This is a genomic window from Streptomyces sp. enrichment culture (assembly GCF_964272895.1).
GTDB lineage: Bacteria > Actinomycetota > Actinomycetes > Streptomycetales > Streptomycetaceae > Streptomyces.
The window spans coordinates 2,117,998-2,132,491 of record NZ_OZ186832.1 but is presented as its reverse complement, the minus strand read 5'-3'; the positions used below and the strand labels follow the sequence as shown (position 1 = coordinate 2,132,491).

Annotated in this window: 11 protein-coding genes; 2 read left to right on the top strand and 9 right to left on the bottom strand. The window is 72.6% G+C overall.

Features of this window, described 5'->3' with window-relative positions; all coding sequences use genetic code 11:
- Window positions 1-64: 64 nt before the first annotated feature.
- Window positions 65-973, bottom strand: coding sequence for a TIGR01777 family oxidoreductase (locus ACSU6M_RS09670; protein ID WP_437068735.1), 909 nt, complete (start codon window positions 971-973; stop codon window positions 65-67).
- 72 nt (window positions 974-1,045) lie between these two features.
- Here ACSU6M_RS09670 and ACSU6M_RS09665 point away from each other — a divergent pair, with 72 nt between their 5' ends.
- Window positions 1,046-1,540, top strand: a complete 495-nt coding sequence (locus ACSU6M_RS09665; protein ID WP_437068733.1) for an N-acetyltransferase family protein — start codon at window positions 1,046-1,048, stop codon at window positions 1,538-1,540.
- 89 nt (window positions 1,541-1,629) lie between these two features.
- Here ACSU6M_RS09665 and ACSU6M_RS09660 read toward each other — a convergent pair whose 3' ends face one another.
- Window positions 1,630-2,814, bottom strand: a complete 1,185-nt coding sequence (locus tag ACSU6M_RS09660) for a MarP family serine protease (protein WP_437068731.1) — start codon at window positions 2,812-2,814, stop codon at window positions 1,630-1,632.
- A 161-nt stretch (window positions 2,815-2,975) separates the two neighbouring features.
- Between ACSU6M_RS09660 and ACSU6M_RS09655 the strand changes: the two genes are divergently transcribed.
- Entirely contained in the window at window positions 2,976-3,773 is a 798-nt protein-coding gene (locus tag ACSU6M_RS09655) for a peptidoglycan recognition protein family protein (protein ID WP_437068729.1), read from the top strand.
- A gap of 42 nt (window positions 3,774-3,815) precedes the next feature.
- Here the strand turns inward: ACSU6M_RS09655 and ACSU6M_RS09650 are convergent, their stop codons facing one another.
- The 7 genes from ACSU6M_RS09650 to ACSU6M_RS09620 all read right to left on the bottom strand — a co-directional run bounded on the left by ACSU6M_RS09650 (window position 3,816) and on the right by ACSU6M_RS09620 (window position 14,427).
- Window positions 3,816-4,334: a DUF4240 domain-containing protein gene (locus ACSU6M_RS09650; RefSeq protein ID WP_437068727.1), complete on the bottom strand. Its 519-nt coding sequence runs from the start codon at window positions 4,332-4,334 to the stop codon at window positions 3,816-3,818.
- A gap of 49 nt (window positions 4,335-4,383) precedes the next feature.
- Window positions 4,384-5,358 carry a helix-turn-helix transcriptional regulator gene (locus ACSU6M_RS09645; protein WP_437068725.1) on the bottom strand — a complete coding sequence of 325 codons (975 nt, stop codon included), beginning with the start codon at window positions 5,356-5,358 and terminating at the stop codon, window positions 4,384-4,386.
- Between the two features lie 64 nt (window positions 5,359-5,422).
- Window positions 5,423-8,128, bottom strand: coding sequence for a pyruvate dehydrogenase (acetyl-transferring), homodimeric type (gene aceE, locus ACSU6M_RS09640; RefSeq protein ID WP_437068724.1), 2,706 nt, complete (start codon window positions 8,126-8,128; stop codon window positions 5,423-5,425).
- Window positions 8,129-8,436: 308 nt separating this feature from the next.
- Window positions 8,437-9,066, bottom strand: a complete 630-nt coding sequence (locus ACSU6M_RS09635; protein WP_437068723.1) for a GntR family transcriptional regulator — start codon at window positions 9,064-9,066, stop codon at window positions 8,437-8,439.
- A 197-nt stretch (window positions 9,067-9,263) separates the two neighbouring features.
- The gene (gene sucB, locus ACSU6M_RS09630) at window positions 9,264-11,084 is read right to left on the bottom strand and encodes a 2-oxoglutarate dehydrogenase, E2 component, dihydrolipoamide succinyltransferase (RefSeq protein ID WP_437068721.1); all 1,821 of its coding nucleotides are present in this window, start codon (window positions 11,082-11,084) and stop codon (window positions 9,264-9,266) included.
- Window positions 11,085-11,142: 58 nt separating this feature from the next.
- Window positions 11,143-12,531 carry a dihydrolipoyl dehydrogenase gene (lpdA, locus tag ACSU6M_RS09625; RefSeq protein ID WP_437068720.1) on the bottom strand — a complete coding sequence of 463 codons (1,389 nt, stop codon included), beginning with the start codon at window positions 12,529-12,531 and terminating at the stop codon, window positions 11,143-11,145.
- 372 nt (window positions 12,532-12,903) lie between these two features.
- Complete coding sequence (locus ACSU6M_RS09620; protein WP_437068719.1) at window positions 12,904-14,427, bottom strand: leucyl aminopeptidase; 1,524 nt, start codon at window positions 14,425-14,427, stop codon at window positions 12,904-12,906.
- Between the last annotated feature and the right edge of the window lie 67 nt (window positions 14,428-14,494).

Below are 14,494 nucleotides of genomic sequence, written 5' to 3'. Positions count from 1 at the left end.
GTCGCGCATGAGCAGGGCACGGTCGCACAGCGGTCGCACGCGGTCGGCAACCGTGGCTTTCCGGTCACGCGCCCGTGGTGTTCCGGTCGAGTGCGGCGCGCAGCGCGTCCTCGATACCGGGGAAGGCGAAGACGAAACCCGACTCCAGCAGCCGTCTGGGCAGCACCCGCTGACTGCCCAGCACCTCACCGGCCATGTCGCCGAGCACGGCCTTCAACACCGGCGCGGGCGCGGCGAGGACGGCCGGCCGGTGCAGCAGCCGGCCCATCGCCTCGGTGATCTCACGGTTCGTCAGCGGCTTGGGAGCGGTCACATTGAACGGTCCGGACAGGTCCTCCCGGTCGATCAGATGCCGGATCGCCGCGACCTCGTCGTGCAGCGAGACATACGACCAGTACTGCCGCCCGTCCCCGAACCGCGTCCCCAACCCGGCCCGGAACAGCGGGAACAGCTTCCCCCAGGCCCCGCCGCCGCGCGCCACCACCAGCCCGGTGCGCACGAACACCGTGCGCACCCCGGCCTCCTGCGCGGGCGCCGCCGCACCCTCCCACTCCACGCACACCGAGGCCAGGAAGCCCGCCCCGGCGGGCGCGTCCTCGTCGACCGTGCGCCGGCCGGTGTCGCCGTAGTAGCCGATCCCGCTGCCGTTGACGAACACCCGCGGCCGGGGCTCCAGCCGGGCCATCGCCTCGGCCAGCGTCCGGGTGCCCAGCACCCGGCTGCGGCGGATCTCCTCCTTGTACGCCCGTGTCCACGGCCGGTTGCCCACCCCGGCGCCCGCCAGGTTCACCACCGCGTCGCACTCGGGCAGTTCCACCCGCCCGTTCCGCGGATCCCAGCGGATCTCGTCCGCCGCCCGTGGCTCCCGGCGCACCAGCCGCACCACCTCGTGCCCGTCCGCCGTCAACGACCGCACCAGGGCCCCGCCGATCAGCCCGGACGCGCCGGCCACCACGATTCGCGCTCGCTCCATGCCCCCCATCCTGCCCAAGGCAGCCGATAAATCCCGGACCACCCCCGCCGCGTCGGCCGTACAGTGACCGCCATGCCGGAGCCCCAGATACGCATACGCCTCGCCACGCCCGCCGACGAGCCCGCGCTCAGCCGCCTCGACCACGACACCTGGTCCTACGGGCACGCCGTCACCCCGCGGCCGGGGCCGGACGACCCCTTCTTCCGGGAGAACGCCACACCGGACGACCATCTCGTCGCCGAACTCGACGGCCGGCTCATGGGCTACGTCCGCCTCGGCTTCCCCACCCCGCTCGCCTCCAACGCCCATGTGCGCCAGATCCGCGGCCTCGCCGTGGACGGCGCGGCGCGCGGCAAGGGCGTGGGGCGCGCCCTGGTCCGGGCCGCGGTGGAGCGGGCGCGGGCCCTGGGCGCCCGCCGCCTCACCCTGCGGGTGCTCGGCCACAACACCGCCGCCCGTGCGCTCTACGCGGCCGAGGGCTTCGTCGTGGAGGGCGTGCAGCCGGAGGAGTTCCTGCTGGACGGGCGTTACGTCGACGACGTGGCGATGGGACAGTCACTGGTCTGAGCGCCGTCCGCAGTCCGCCAGCCACGGTCCGCCGCCCGCCGCCCGCCGCCCGCCGCCTGCCGCCTGCCGCCTGCCGCCCCGGCGTCGCGCTACGACGTCACCAGCTCGCCCGTGTCCACCGGTTCCGTGGCCCGCGCCGCGCGCTCGGCCTCGGGGGCGACCTCGGCCGCCGTCAGGACGTACCCCGTCTCGGCGTCCGAGGTGGAGCGGGCGAAGACCACGCCGAACACCCGGCCGTCCGTGGTCAGCAGCGGACCGCCGGAGTTGCCGGGCCGGACCGTGGAGCGGACCGAGTAGATCTCGCGGGTGACCGCCTCGTCGCCGTAGATGTTCCGCCCCGTCGCGTCCAGCCGGCTCGCCACCGTCGCCGCCCGCAGATCGAGGCCGCCGTCCTGCGGATACCCGGCCACCACGGCCGCGTCCCCGCGCTCGGCGCTGTCGTCGAAGCGCAGCACGGGCGCCCGCAGCCCCGGCACGTACAGCACGGCCACGTCCTTGTCCGGATCGAACAGCACCACCCGCGCCGCGTACGTCCGCCCGACCCCGCCCACGCGCACCCCCGGCTCGTCGATACCGGCCACCACATGGGCGTTGGTCATCACATGCTCCGCCGCGTACACGAACCCGCTGCCCTCGCGGCCCTGGGTGCCCGAGGCGCCCTCGATCTTCACCGTGCTGCGCCGGGCGGCCGCCGTCGCCGCGAGGGTGACGCTGTCGCCGGAGGGGCGGGCCACCTCGGCCGTCGACTCGTTCTCGAACGGGTTGAACACCTGCGGGAAGCCCGCCTCCGCCAGCGCGGAGGTCGCCCGCGAGAACCACGCCGGGGTGGTCTCCGGCATCGCCCGCTGCACGCCCCCCAGCAGCCGCGAGTCCCGTATCGCCCCCGTCAGCAGCGGTGAGGAGGAGGCGGCCAGGACACTCGCCGCGACCCACGCCACGATCAGCAGCGCCAGTGAGTTCGCCACCGCGCCGCCCACCCCGTCCGCCACCCTCAGCGGCCCCCGGTCCAGTTCGCCGCGCAGCCGCCGCCCCAGCCGCCCGGCCAGCTCGTGGGCCACCACCGCCGGGACCAGCACCGTGCACACCGCCGTCACCGTGGCCGCCGTCGTCCCCGGCGTCACCGGGCCCATCACCCAGGGCAGCACCCACACGCCGACCGCCGCGCCGCCCACGAAGGCGGCCAGCGCCACACAGCCGGCCACCAGTCCGCGCCGGTACCCCGACCCGGCGTAGGCCGCGATCAGCAGCAGCAGAAGGATGTCGAGCAGGTCCACTCCAGCCGCCTTTCTCCCGGACCCCTTGGTACGTGGCGGACGCGCCCCGTGATCAACCACCCGCGCGGGTACCCCGGAAAACGCCCCGGACCAGGACGATGGTTCCACCGGGTGGCAGAGCACACATCGCGGACGGAAGGGAACGGACCGACAGTGGGACCATGCGTGTCCTGCGAGCGGCGCCGCGGCGGACCACGGCCGCACGCCGCCGTCCCGCCGTTCGGATACCCGGCCGTGCCCCGACCCTGCTCGGCTGTCTGCCCGGCGCCGCCGCCGTCGTGGCCCTGGCGCTGTGCGCGAGCGGGGTGGAGCGCCCCGCCGCCCGCCCCGCCGCCGGGCACACCGCGCCACGGCCCCCGATCGTGCCCCGCTCGGCCTGGCTGACCGAGGACACCGAGCCCGGCAGCCCCCCGCCGCCGCGCTACGACGACCGGGTCACCGCCGTCTTCGTGCACCACACCGACTCGCCCAACGCCTACGACTGCCGTGAGACGCCCCGCATCATCCGCCATCTGTATGCGGGCCAGACCGGCGCCCGCGACTGGGACGACATCGGCTACAACTTCCTCGTCGACCGGTGCGGCTTCGTCTACGAGGGCCGCGCGGGCGGCGTCGAGCGTGCCGTCACCGGCGCCCACACCCAGGGCTTCAACCACCGCACCGCCGGGATCGCCGCCATCGGCACCTTCACCGAGGGCGAGGAGGTGCCGCGGGTGATGACCGACGCGATCGCGGCACTGGCCGCCTGGAAGCTGGGCCTGTCCGGCATCGACCCGCGCTCGCGCGTACGCCTCGTCTCCAGCAACAGCCGCAGCCGCTTCAGCGCGGGCACCACGGCCACGCTGCCCGCCCTCGCCGGCCACCGCGACGCCTTCATGACCAGCTGCCCCGGCGCGTCGCTCGGCGCCCTGCTGCCGGACATCCGCTGGCTGGCGGCCCGGCTGCAGGGCCGTGCCTGAGCCGGACCGGGGTCAGGGCGACCGGCTCACGGGCGCGTGGCGCTAGCTCCTGAAGCGCTCCCACAGCCGCGGATAGCGCGCCGCCAGTTCGCGGTCGTTCTCGAAGTCGAGGGGCGTGCCCTCCGGTTCGCCGGCCGCGGGCGGGATGCCGAGGTCGGGGGCGACGGTGCCGGTGAGCTGCTCGTACGCCTCGTCCGCGGCGTAGCCCAGCTCCTCGCCGTCGCCGTCGATCTCCTCGTCGAAGTCCTCCAGGAGGTCGGCGAGGGCGTCCGGATCGTGCAGCGCGCCCTCGAACACCTCGCGGCCCTGACCGATGAGCCAGCAGCGGAAGAAGTCGAACGCGTCGTCGCTGGCCCCGTCCAGGAGTACCCACGCGGCACCCCACAGATCCCAGCGGTAGGCGCGGTTGTAGCGGGCCTCGAAATGCCGGGCGAAGTCGAGCACGGACTCCGGGTCCAGCCCGGTGAGCCGCTCCACCAGCAGATCCGCCTGATCCTCCGGATCACCCTCGGCGGCCTCGCGCGTGGAGTCCACCAGCTCCCAGAACTCCGTCTCGTCCATCACTGGTCCAGCATCGTCCCTGCACCCCCGAGCCGCACCCCGGAATGCCCTACCCGCCGTACAGTTCCGCCAGCCGCCGCGCGTCGCCGGCGAAACGCTCCCGCAGTGACGCCGGAGCCAGGACCTCCACCTCCGGTCCGAGGGCGGTGAGCTGGGTGTGGGCGACCTCCTCGGACTCCACGCGCACCGTCACGGTGACCCGGCCGAGGGCGTCGGGGTCGCCCGCCGTGTCCAGGGCGTCGCGGGCGGAGAGCGGGTCGAGCGCGTACGGCAGCCGGCGCACCCCCTCCGGGGAGAGCCGCACGACCACCTCCGCGCGCAGCAGCGAGCGCGCGAACCGTTCCGCCTGCGCCTGCCAGAAGCCCGGCAGGTCGAACTCCTCGTCGCGGGTGAAACGGTCCCCGCCGGGTTCGACGGCCGTGAAGCGGTCGATGCGGTACGTCCGGAAGGACCCCGCGTCCGCGACCCGCGCGCACAGGTACCAGACCCCCGCCTTCAGCACGAGCCCGTACGGCTGAAGGACCCGCGCGACCTCCTCCTCGCCGCGCCGGTAGCGCACGGCCACCGGCCGGTCGTCCCACACCGCCTCCGCGACCGCCGGCAGCAGCTCGGGTGTCTGCGGCTCCCGGAACCAGCCCGGCGCGTCCAGATGGAACCGCTGCGCTGCCGTACGCGGCGCGTCCCGCAGCGACGGCAGCAGCGCCGCCGACACCTTCAGCCGGGCCGCCGAGGCCGCGTCCTCCAGCCCCATCTCCCGCAGCGCCCCCGGCACCCCGGACAGGAACAGCGCCTCCGCCTCCCCGCGCGCCAGCCCCGTGAGCCGGGTGCGGTAGCCCCCGATCAGCCGGTACCCGCCGGCCCGCCCCCGGTCGGCGTACACCGGCACCCCCGCCTCCGACAGCGCCTGCGCGTCCCGCGTCACGGTCCGCTCCGACACCTCCAGCTCCCGCGCCAGCTCGGCGGCGGTCATGGAGGGCCGGGACTGGAGGAGGAGCACCATCTTGATCAGCCGGGCAGCGCGCATGCCGCTCATGATGCAGGAAAGCCCCCGCCGGACAGCGGGGGCCTTCACCGGAGCCGGCCGGCCTCTACAGGCCGTAGCGCTCGCGCGCCTCCTTCACGGCCGTCGCCTTGACCTCGCCGCGCCGGGCGAGCTGGGCCAGCGCCGCGACGACGATCGACTCGGCGTCGACACCGAAGTGGCGGCGGGCGGCCTCACGGGTGTCCGACAGACCGAAGCCGTCGGCGCCCAGCGAGGAGTAGTCCTGCTCGACCCACTGCGCGATCTGGTCCGGGACCTGGCGCATGTAGTCGGAGACCGCCAGCACCGGGCCCTCGGCGCCCTGGAGCGCCTGGCGGACGTACGGCACCCGCTCCTCACCGCGCAGCAGGGCCGCGTCGGCCTCCAGCGCGTCGCGGCGCAGCTCGGTCCAGGAGGTCGCGGACCACACGTCGGCGGCGACCCCCCACTCCTCGGCGAGCATCTGCTGGGCCTTCAGCGCCCAGTGGATGGCCGTGCCCGAGCCCAGCAGCTGGATGCGCGGGGCGTTGGCCGCGGCCACGTTCACGCCCGCGGACTCCGCCGTGTTGAAGCGGTACAGGCCCTTGACGATGCCCTCGTCGATGCCGAGGCCGGACGGCTTGGCCGGCTGCGGCAGCGGCTCGTTGTAGACGGTGAGGTAGTAGAAGACGTCCTGGTCCTCGCCCGGCTTGGCCTCGCCGTACATCCGGCGCAGACCCTCACGGACGATCACCGCGATCTCGTAGGCGAACGCGGGGTCGTAGGTGAGCGCGGCCGGGTTGGTGGCGGCGATCACGGGGGAGTGGCCGTCGGCGTGCTGGAGGCCCTCACCGGTCAGGGTGGTGCGGCCGGCCGTCGCGCCGATGAGGAAGCCGCGGCCGAGCTGGTCGCCGAGCTGCCACATCTGGTCGGCCGTGCGCTGCCAGCCGAACATCGAGTAGAAGATGTAGAACGGGATCATCGCCTCGCCGTGCGTCGCGTACGACGTGGAGGCGGCGATGAAGTCGGCCATCGAGCCGGCCTCGGTGATCCCCTCGTTGAGGATCTGGCCGTTCTTGGCCTCCTTGTAGTACATCAGCTGGTCGCGGTCGACCGGCTCGTACGTCTGGCCCTTGGGGGAGTAGATCCCGAGCGACGGGAACAGCGACTCCATGCCGAAGGTGCGGGCCTCGTCGGGGACGATCGGCACCCAGCGCCTGCCGGTCTCCTTGTCGCGGACCAGGTCCTTGACCAGGCGGACGAAGGCCATGGTGGTGGCCACGTTCTGCGAACCCGAGCCCTTGTCGAAGGAGGCGAACGCCTTCTCCGCGGGGGCGGGCAGCGGCGCGACCGGGTGGACGCGGCGGGCCGGGGCGGGGCCGCCGAGGGCGGCGCGGCGCTCCTGGAGGTAGCGCACTTCGGGGGAGTCGGCGCCCGGGTGGCCGTAGGGAACCACGCCGTCGACGAAGTCGCTGTCCTTGATCGGCAGGTCGAGCAGGTCGCGCATCGCCTTGAACTCGTCCACCGAGAGCTTCTTCATCTGGTGGTTGGCGTTCTTGGAGGCGAAGCCCTCACCGAGGGTGTGGCCCTTGACCGTCTGGGCCAGGATCACGGTCGGCGCGCCCTTGTGCTCCACGGCCGCCTTGTACGCGGCGTAGACCTTGCGGGCCTCGTGGCCGCCGCGGGAGACGTGGAAGCACTCCAGGATCTTGTCGTCGCTCAGCAGCTTCGCCATCTCGACGAGCGCCGGGTCCTTGCCGAAGAAGTCCTGGCGGATGTAGGCGGCGTCGCGGGTCTGGTACGTCTGGATCTGCGCGTCGGGTACCTCGCGCAGCCGGCGTACGAGCGCGCCCGTGGTGTCGAGCTGGAACAGCTCGTCCCAGGCGGAGCCCCACAGGGTCTTGACGACGTTCCAGCCGGCGCCGCGGAACTGGGCCTCCAGCTCCTGCACGATCTTGAAGTTGGCGCGGACCGGGCCGTCGAGGCGCTGCAGGTTGCAGTTGATGACGAAGGTGAGGTTGTCCAGCTCCTCACGGGCCGCCAGCGCGAGGGCCGCGGTCGACTCCGGCTCGTCCATCTCGCCGTCGCCGAGGAACGCCCACACGTGCGAGGACGAGACGTCCTTGATGCCGCGGTTGGTGAGGTAGCGGTTGAAGCGGGCCTGGTAGATCGCCGACAGCGGGCCGAGGCCCATGGACACCGTCGGGAACTCCCACAGCCAGGGCAGGCGCCGCGGGTGCGGGTAGGAGGGCAGGCCGTTGCCGCCGGACTCCTGACGGAAGTTGTCCAGGTGCTGCTCGGTGAGCCGGCCGTCGAGGAAGGCGCGGGCGTAGATGCCCGGGGAGGCGTGGCCCTGGATGTAGAGCTGGTCGCCCGAGCCGTCGCCCTCCTTCCCCTTGAAGAAGTGGTTGAAGCCGGTCTCGTACAGCCAGGCGGCGGAGGCGAAGGTGGCGATGTGGCCGCCGACGCCGTACTTGCTGCCGCGGGTCACCATGGCGGCCGCGTTCCAGCGGTTCCACGCGGTGATCCGGGCTTCCATCTCCGGGTCACCGGGCTGGGCCGGCTCCGCGGAGGTGGGGATGGTGTTGACGTAGTCGGTCTCGAGGAGCTTCGGCAGCGCGATGCCGGCGCCCTCGGCGCGCTCCAGCGTGCGGCGCATCAGGTACGCGGCACGGTGCGGGCCCGCAGCCTTGGCGACGGCGTCCAGCGAGGCCCGCCATTCGGCGGTCTCCTCCGGGTCGCGGTCGGGGAGCTGGTCGAGCTCGCTGGGCTGGATGGCGTTGGGGTCGGTCATGTCGCCGCCTTCCTCAGTCGAAGGGGGTTCCCTCATCGGCAAGGGTTCGGGGGTGCCCTAGGTCTTGGCAGGACAGGGCGCTGGACTCGGGTGGCGGCGTCGTTATGCGACTCCGTCTCGGGTCCGTCGGCGACTGTAACCCCCTGATCGATGATCGATCAAAGGGTTGAGTGCGAAAACCTCTTGATCACGAGAAAGTAGGCACGGGGTGCCTCGGCGGTAGACACCCGGTGCCTTGTTTTCGAAGGGTTTCCGCAGGTCGGAGCACGTCTGAGCGAAGGCGCGCTCAAGTCTGGTTCGAGTGCCGCTCAGGACTCGTGCCGGGGCGCGCAGCCCAGCACATGCGCCTTCACCAGCTCCGCGATCCTCGGGTCCCGGCGCCGGAACGCCTCCACCAGCTCCTGGTGCTCCTCGGCGTAGGACTGCTGCACGGTCCCCAGCCAGCGGATGGACAGCGCCGTGAAGACCTCGATGCCCAGGCCCTCCCAGGTGTGCAGCAGCACCGAGTTCCCGGCCGCGCGGACCATCTCCCGGTGGAAGGCGACCGTGTGCCGCACCTGGGCCGTGCCGTCGGCCTTGCTGTCGGCCTCGTAGAGCGCGCTGACGTGCGGCTCCAGCGCCGAGCAGTCCGCCGCCAGCTTCTCCGCCGCCAGTTCGGCCGCGATGGCCTCCAGGCCGGCCCGCACCGGGTAGCTCTCCTCCAGGTCGGCGGCGGTCAGACTCCGCACCCGTACGCCCTTGTTGGGTGCGGACTCGATCAGCCGCAGCGACTCCAGCTCCCGCAGCGCCTCCCGCACCGGCGTCTGGCTGACCTCCAGCTCGGTGGCGATCCGCCGCTCCACGATCCGCTCGCCCGGCTGCCAGCGACCGCTGATGATCCCCTCCAGGATGTGCTCGCGGATCTGTTCGCGCAGCGAGTGGATGACGGGGGCGGTCATGAGGGCTCCTTAGGGCGCGTTTGACGCTTAGACAATAAGGCCGGGCCGCCTTTCAGGAGGCGCTCACGAGGGCGCTTCGGCGCAGGTGAGACGAGACTTACACACCTCTGTACACCCTCGCGTGGCCGCCGTACAGACGCAACGCCCCCGCCCGGAAGCTCCGGACGGGGGCGTCGTACGACCTGCGGGGCCGGGGATCAGAGGCCGAGCTCGACCTCGAACTCGCCCGCCTCCAGGATCGCCTTGACCGCGGTCAGGTAACGCGCGGCGTCGGCGCCGTCCACCAGACGGTGGTCGTAGGAGAGGGTCAGGTAGGTCATGTCGCGGACGGCGATGACCGTGCCCTCCTCCGTCTCCAGGACGGCAGGGCGCTTGACCGTGGCACCGATGCCGAGGATCGCGACCTGGCCCGGCGGCACGATGATCGTGTCGAAGAGCGCACCGCGCGAACCGGTGTTGGAGATGGTGAAGGTCGCGCCGGACAGCTCGTCCGGGGTGATCTTGTTGGCGCGGACCTTGCCCGCGAGCTCCGCCGTGGCCTTGGCGATGCCGGCGATGTTCAGGTCGCCCGCGTGCTTGATGACCGGGGTCATCAGGCCCTTCTCGGAGTCCACCGCGATACCGATGTTCTCGGTGTCGAAGTAGGTGATGGTCCCCTCGGCCTCGTTGATCTTGGCGTTGATGACCGGGTGGGCCTTCAGCGCCTGTGCGGCGGCCTTGACGAAGAACGGCATCGGGGAGAGCTTGACGCCCTCGCGCGCGGCGAAGGAGTCCTTCGCCTGGGCGCGCAGCCGCATCAGCTTGGTGACGTCGACCTCGACGACCGACGACAGCTGGGCCATCTCCTGCAGCGCCTTGACCATGTTGTCGCCGATGACCTTGCGGATGCGGGTCATCTTGACGGTCTGGCCGCGCAGCGGGGAGACCTCCAGGGCCGGGGCCTTCTTGGCCGCGGCGGCCGGGGCGGCGGCCGGAGCCGGAGCGGCCGTGGCGGCCTTCGCGGCCTCGGCGGCGGCCAGGACGTCCTGCTTGCGGATGCGGCCGCCGACGCCGGTGCCCTTGACGGAGCCCAGGTCGACGCCGTTCTCGGCGGCGAGCTTGCGCACCAGCGGGGTGACGTAGGCACCCTCGTCGGTGGCCTGCGCGGCCGGGGCCGGAGCGGCGGCCGGGGCCGGGGTGACCGGCGCGGGGGCGGCCGGCGCGGGCGCCGGGGCGGCGGGCTGGGCCGGAGCCGGGGCGGCAGCGGCGGGCGCGGCCGGAGCGGCAGGGGCCGGAGCCGGAGCCGCGGGGGCGGCCGGAGCGGCGGGGGCCTGGGCGGCCGGAGCCTGGGCGGCCGGAGCCGGGGCGGCGGGAGCCGCGGGGGCCGGAGCGGCACCGGGAGCGCCGATGACGGCCAGCTTGGCGCCGACCTCGGCGGTCTCGTCCTCGCCGACCGTGATCTCCAGCAGCACACCGGAGGCGGGGGCGGGGATCTCGGTGTCGACCTTGTCCGTCGACACCTCCAGCAGCGGCTCGTCGGCCTCGACCGTGTCGCCGACCGACTTCAGCCAGCGGGTGACGGTGCCCTCGGTGACGGACTCGCCGAGCGCGGGCAGGACCACGTCGGTGCCCTCGGCGGTGCCGGCGCCCGCGGTGGCCTCGGCGGTGGGCGCCGGGGCCGGGGCGGCCTGCTCGGTGGAGGGCTGGGCGGCCGGGGCCGGCTCGGGAGCCGGCGGGGCGACCTGCTCGGCGGCGGGGGCCTGCTCGGCGGCCGGGGCCGGAGCCGCGGCCGGGGCGCCGGTGCCGTCGTCGATGATCGCCAGCTCGGCGCCCACCTCGACGGTCTCGTCCTCGGCGACCTTGATGGAGGCGAGGACACCCGAGGCCGGGGCCGGGATCTCGGTGTCGACCTTGTCGGTGGAGACCTCGAGCAGCGGCTCGTCGGCCTCGACGCGCTCACCCTCGGCCTTCAGCCAGCGGGTGACAGTGCCCTCGGTGACGCTCTCGCCGAGCGCCGGAAGGGTTACGGAAACCGCCATGGTTTCTGTTGCTCCTTACGAATTGCGGAAGTCTGTGTCGTCGCGCCCGAGGGCTGAATCAGTCGTGCGCGTGCAGCGGCTTGCCCGCCAGGGCGAGGTGGGCCTCGCCGAGCGCCTCGTTCTGCGTCGGGTGGGCGTGGATGAGCTGGGCGACCTCGGCCGGCAGCGCCTCCCAGTTGTAGATCAGCTGGGCCTCGCCGACCTGCTCGCCCATGCGGTCGCCGACCATGTGGACGCCGACCACGGCACCGTCCTTGACCTGGACGAGCTTGATCTCGCCCGCGGTCTTCAGGATCTTGCTCTTGCCGTTGCCCGCCAGGTTGTACTTCAGAGCGACGACCTTGTCCGCGCCGTAGATCTCCTTGGCCTTGGCCTCGGTGATGCCCACGGAGGCGACCTCCGGGTGGCAGTACGTCACCCGCGGGACACCGTCGTAGTCGATCGGGACGGTCTTCAGACCGGCCAGACGCTCCGCAACCAGGATGCCCTCGGCGAAGCCGACGTGCGCGAGCTGGAGCGTCGGGACCAGGTCGCCGACCGCGGAGATGGTCGGGACGTTGGTGCGCATGTACTCGTCGACCAGGACGTAGCCGCGGTCCATGGCGACCCCGGCCTCCTCGTAGCCCAGGCCCTGCGAGACCGGGCCGCGGCCGACGGCCACCAGCAGGACCTCGGCCTCGAACTCCTTGCCGTCGGCCAGGGTGACCTTGACGCCGTCCTGCGTGTACTCGGCCTTCTGGAAGAAGGTGCCGAGGTTGAACTTGATGCCGCGCTTGCGGAAGGCGCGCTCAAGAAGCTTGGAGGAGTTCTCGTCCTCGACCGGCACGAGGTGCTTCATGCCCTCGATGATCGTCACGTCGGCGCCGAAGGACTTCCACGCCGAGGCGAACTCGACGCCGATGACACCGCCGCCCAGGATGATCGCGGACTTCGGCACGCGGTCCAGGACGAGGGCGTGGTCGGAGGAGATGATCCGGTTGCCGTCGATCTCCAGGCCCGGCAGCGACTTCGGCACGGAGCCGGTCGCCAGCAGGACGTGGCGGCCCTGGATCCGCTGGCCGTTCACGTCGACGGAGGTGGGGGAGGACAGCCGGCCCTCACCCTCGATGTAGGTCACCTTGCGGGAGGCGACCAGGCCCTGCAGGCCCTTGTACAGGCCCGAGATGACCTCGTCCTTGTACTTGTGGACGCCCGCGATGTCGATGCCCTCGAACGTGGTCTTGACACCGAACTGCGCGCTCTCGCGTGCCTGGTCGGCGACCTCGCCCGCGTGCAGCAGGGCCTTGGTGGGGATGCAACCCCGGTGCAGGCAGGTACCGCCGACCTTGTCCTTCTCGATCAGGGCGACGTCCAGGCCCAGCTGAGCCCCGCGCAGGGCCGCGGCGTAACCACCGCTACCACCGCCGAGGATCACTAGGTCGAAAACGGTGCTGGCGTCGTTCGCCACGTCACGTCCTCCATGCATGTGCGCCACGCCGGTCTCCAGTGACCGGTCGGCGGCTGGTGTCCGGCCGCTCGTTCTTCGGCCCTCGGGTGGGGGCCCTGTCCTGCCGAGCCCCATCTTCGCACTTGTCCGCACCGGACGAGACGCCGGGCCGGTGTGTGAGACGTAGCACGTTCACCGTGTGACGCAGGGGCACCGCGTGCCGCCAGGGGCGCGGGGCCGTCTCGATGTGCGGCTCCGCCGCGTGGGCGCGAACAGCGACAAATCACCCGCGGCCGCCCGCGAGACAGCAGGCCGCACCTCAAACAGCCGGCCGCACCTCAAGAGGCGACGGGACCCCGCCCTACCCGCACACGAGGTCCCGTCGCAACGGACTCAGCCCAGATCACCGGCCGCGGTCAGCTCGGCGAGCCGCACCAGCGTCCGCACCGACGACCCGGTCCCGCCCTTGGGCGTGTACCCGAACGGCCCACCCTCGTTGAAGGCCGGCCCCGCGATGTCCAGGTGCGCCCAGGTGATCCCCTCACCCACGAATTCGCGCAGGAAGAGACCGGCGACGAGCCCGCCGCCCATCCGCTCACCCATGTTCGCGATGTCCGCCGTGGGCGAGTCCATCCCCTTGCGCAGGTGCTCCGGCAGCGGCATCGGCCACGACTCCTCGCCGACCTCCTCCGCCGCCTCCACCACCGCGGAGCGGAACGCGTCGTCGTTGGCCATGACACCGAACGTCCGGTTGCCCAGCGCCAGCACCATCGCCCCGGTCAGCGTCGCCACGTCCACGATCGCGTCCGGCTTCTCCAGCGACGCCGCCCACAGCGCGTCCGCCAGCACCAGCCGGCCCTCGGCATCGGTGTTCAGCACCTCCACCGTCTTGCCGCTGTACATGCGCAGCACGTCACCGGGGCGGGTGGCGGAACCGGAGGGCATGTTCTCGGCGAGCGCCAGCCACCCGGTGACGTTCACCTCCAGACCGAGGCGCGCGACGGCGATCACGGCCGCGAAGACCGCCGCGGCACCGCTCATGTCGCACTTCATGGTCTCGTTGTGACCGGCCGGCTTCAGCGAGATGCCGCCCGAGTCGTAGGTGATGCCCTTGCCGACCAGCGCGAGGTGCTTCTTCGCCTTGGAGTGCGTGTACGACAGCTTCACCAGCCGCGGCCCCGACGCCGAGCCGGCACCGACGCCCAGGATGCCGCCGTAGCCGCCCTTGGCGAGCGCCTTCTCGTCGAGCACCTGCACCTTCAGGCCGTGCTCCTTGCCGGCGGTCTGCGCGACCGCGGCGAACGCCTCGGGGTTGAGGTCGTTCGGCGGGGTGTTGATCAGGTCGCGGGCGCGGTTGAGCTCCTCCGCCACGGCGACCGCGCGCTCGACGGCGGCCTTGTGGGCCTTGTCGCGCGGCTTGCCGCCCAGCAGGGCGATCTCGGCGAGCGGGGCCTTGCCGTTCTTCTTCGGGTCCTTCCCGTTCTCCTTGTACGCGTCGAACGAGTACGCCCCGAGCAGCGCACCCTCCGCGATCGCGCCCGCGTCGCCGGAGTCGGCCAGCGGCAGGGCGAAGCCGGCCTTCTTGGTGCCGGCCAGGGCACGGGCGGCGGCGCCGGCGGCGCGGCGCAGCGCCTCGGCGTCGAACTCGGCGTCCTTCTCCGGCTCGGCGCCCAGGCCCACCGCCACCACGAGCGGCGTCTTGAAGCCGGCCGGCGCGGGGAGCTTGGTCACCTCGCCCTCGGCACCCGAGGCGCCGAGGGTCTCCAGGACGCCGGCGAGCTTGCCGTCGTACGCCTTGTCCACGGCCTCGGCGCCCGGCGCGACGACCGGGCCCTTGGCGCCCTTGGCGACACCGATCACGATCGCGTCGGCCCTCAGGGTGGGCGCCGCGGACGTGCTGAGAGTGAGAGCAGTCACGGTGGTGAATTCTCGCTTCCGATGTGAAGTTGCTGTGGCCGAACGGTGTGGGTCGGCCGGGCCCGAC

What these genes read in the sequence shown, in the direction of transcription:
- ACSU6M_RS09670 (WP_437068735.1), bottom strand. Translation starts at nt 973, where the DNA reads ATGGAGCGAGCGCGAATCGTGGTGGCCGGCGCGTCCGGGCTGATCGGC.
- ACSU6M_RS09665 (WP_437068733.1), top strand. Translation starts at nt 1,046, where the DNA reads ATGCCGGAGCCCCAGATACGCATACGCCTCGCCACGCCCGCCGACGAG.
- ACSU6M_RS09655 (WP_437068729.1), top strand. Translation starts at nt 2,976, where the DNA reads ATGCGTGTCCTGCGAGCGGCGCCGCGGCGGACCACGGCCGCACGCCGC.
- ACSU6M_RS09650 (WP_437068727.1), bottom strand. Translation starts at nt 4,334, where the DNA reads ATGGACGAGACGGAGTTCTGGGAGCTGGTGGACTCCACGCGCGAGGCC.
- ACSU6M_RS09645 (WP_437068725.1), bottom strand. Translation starts at nt 5,358, where the DNA reads ATGCGCGCTGCCCGGCTGATCAAGATGGTGCTCCTCCTCCAGTCCCGG.
- aceE (WP_437068724.1), bottom strand. Translation starts at nt 8,128, where the DNA reads ATGACCGACCCCAACGCCATCCAGCCCAGCGAGCTCGACCAGCTCCCC.
- ACSU6M_RS09635 (WP_437068723.1), bottom strand. Translation starts at nt 9,066, where the DNA reads ATGACCGCCCCCGTCATCCACTCGCTGCGCGAACAGATCCGCGAGCAC.
- sucB (WP_437068721.1), bottom strand. Translation starts at nt 11,084, where the DNA reads ATGGCGGTTTCCGTAACCCTTCCGGCGCTCGGCGAGAGCGTCACCGAG.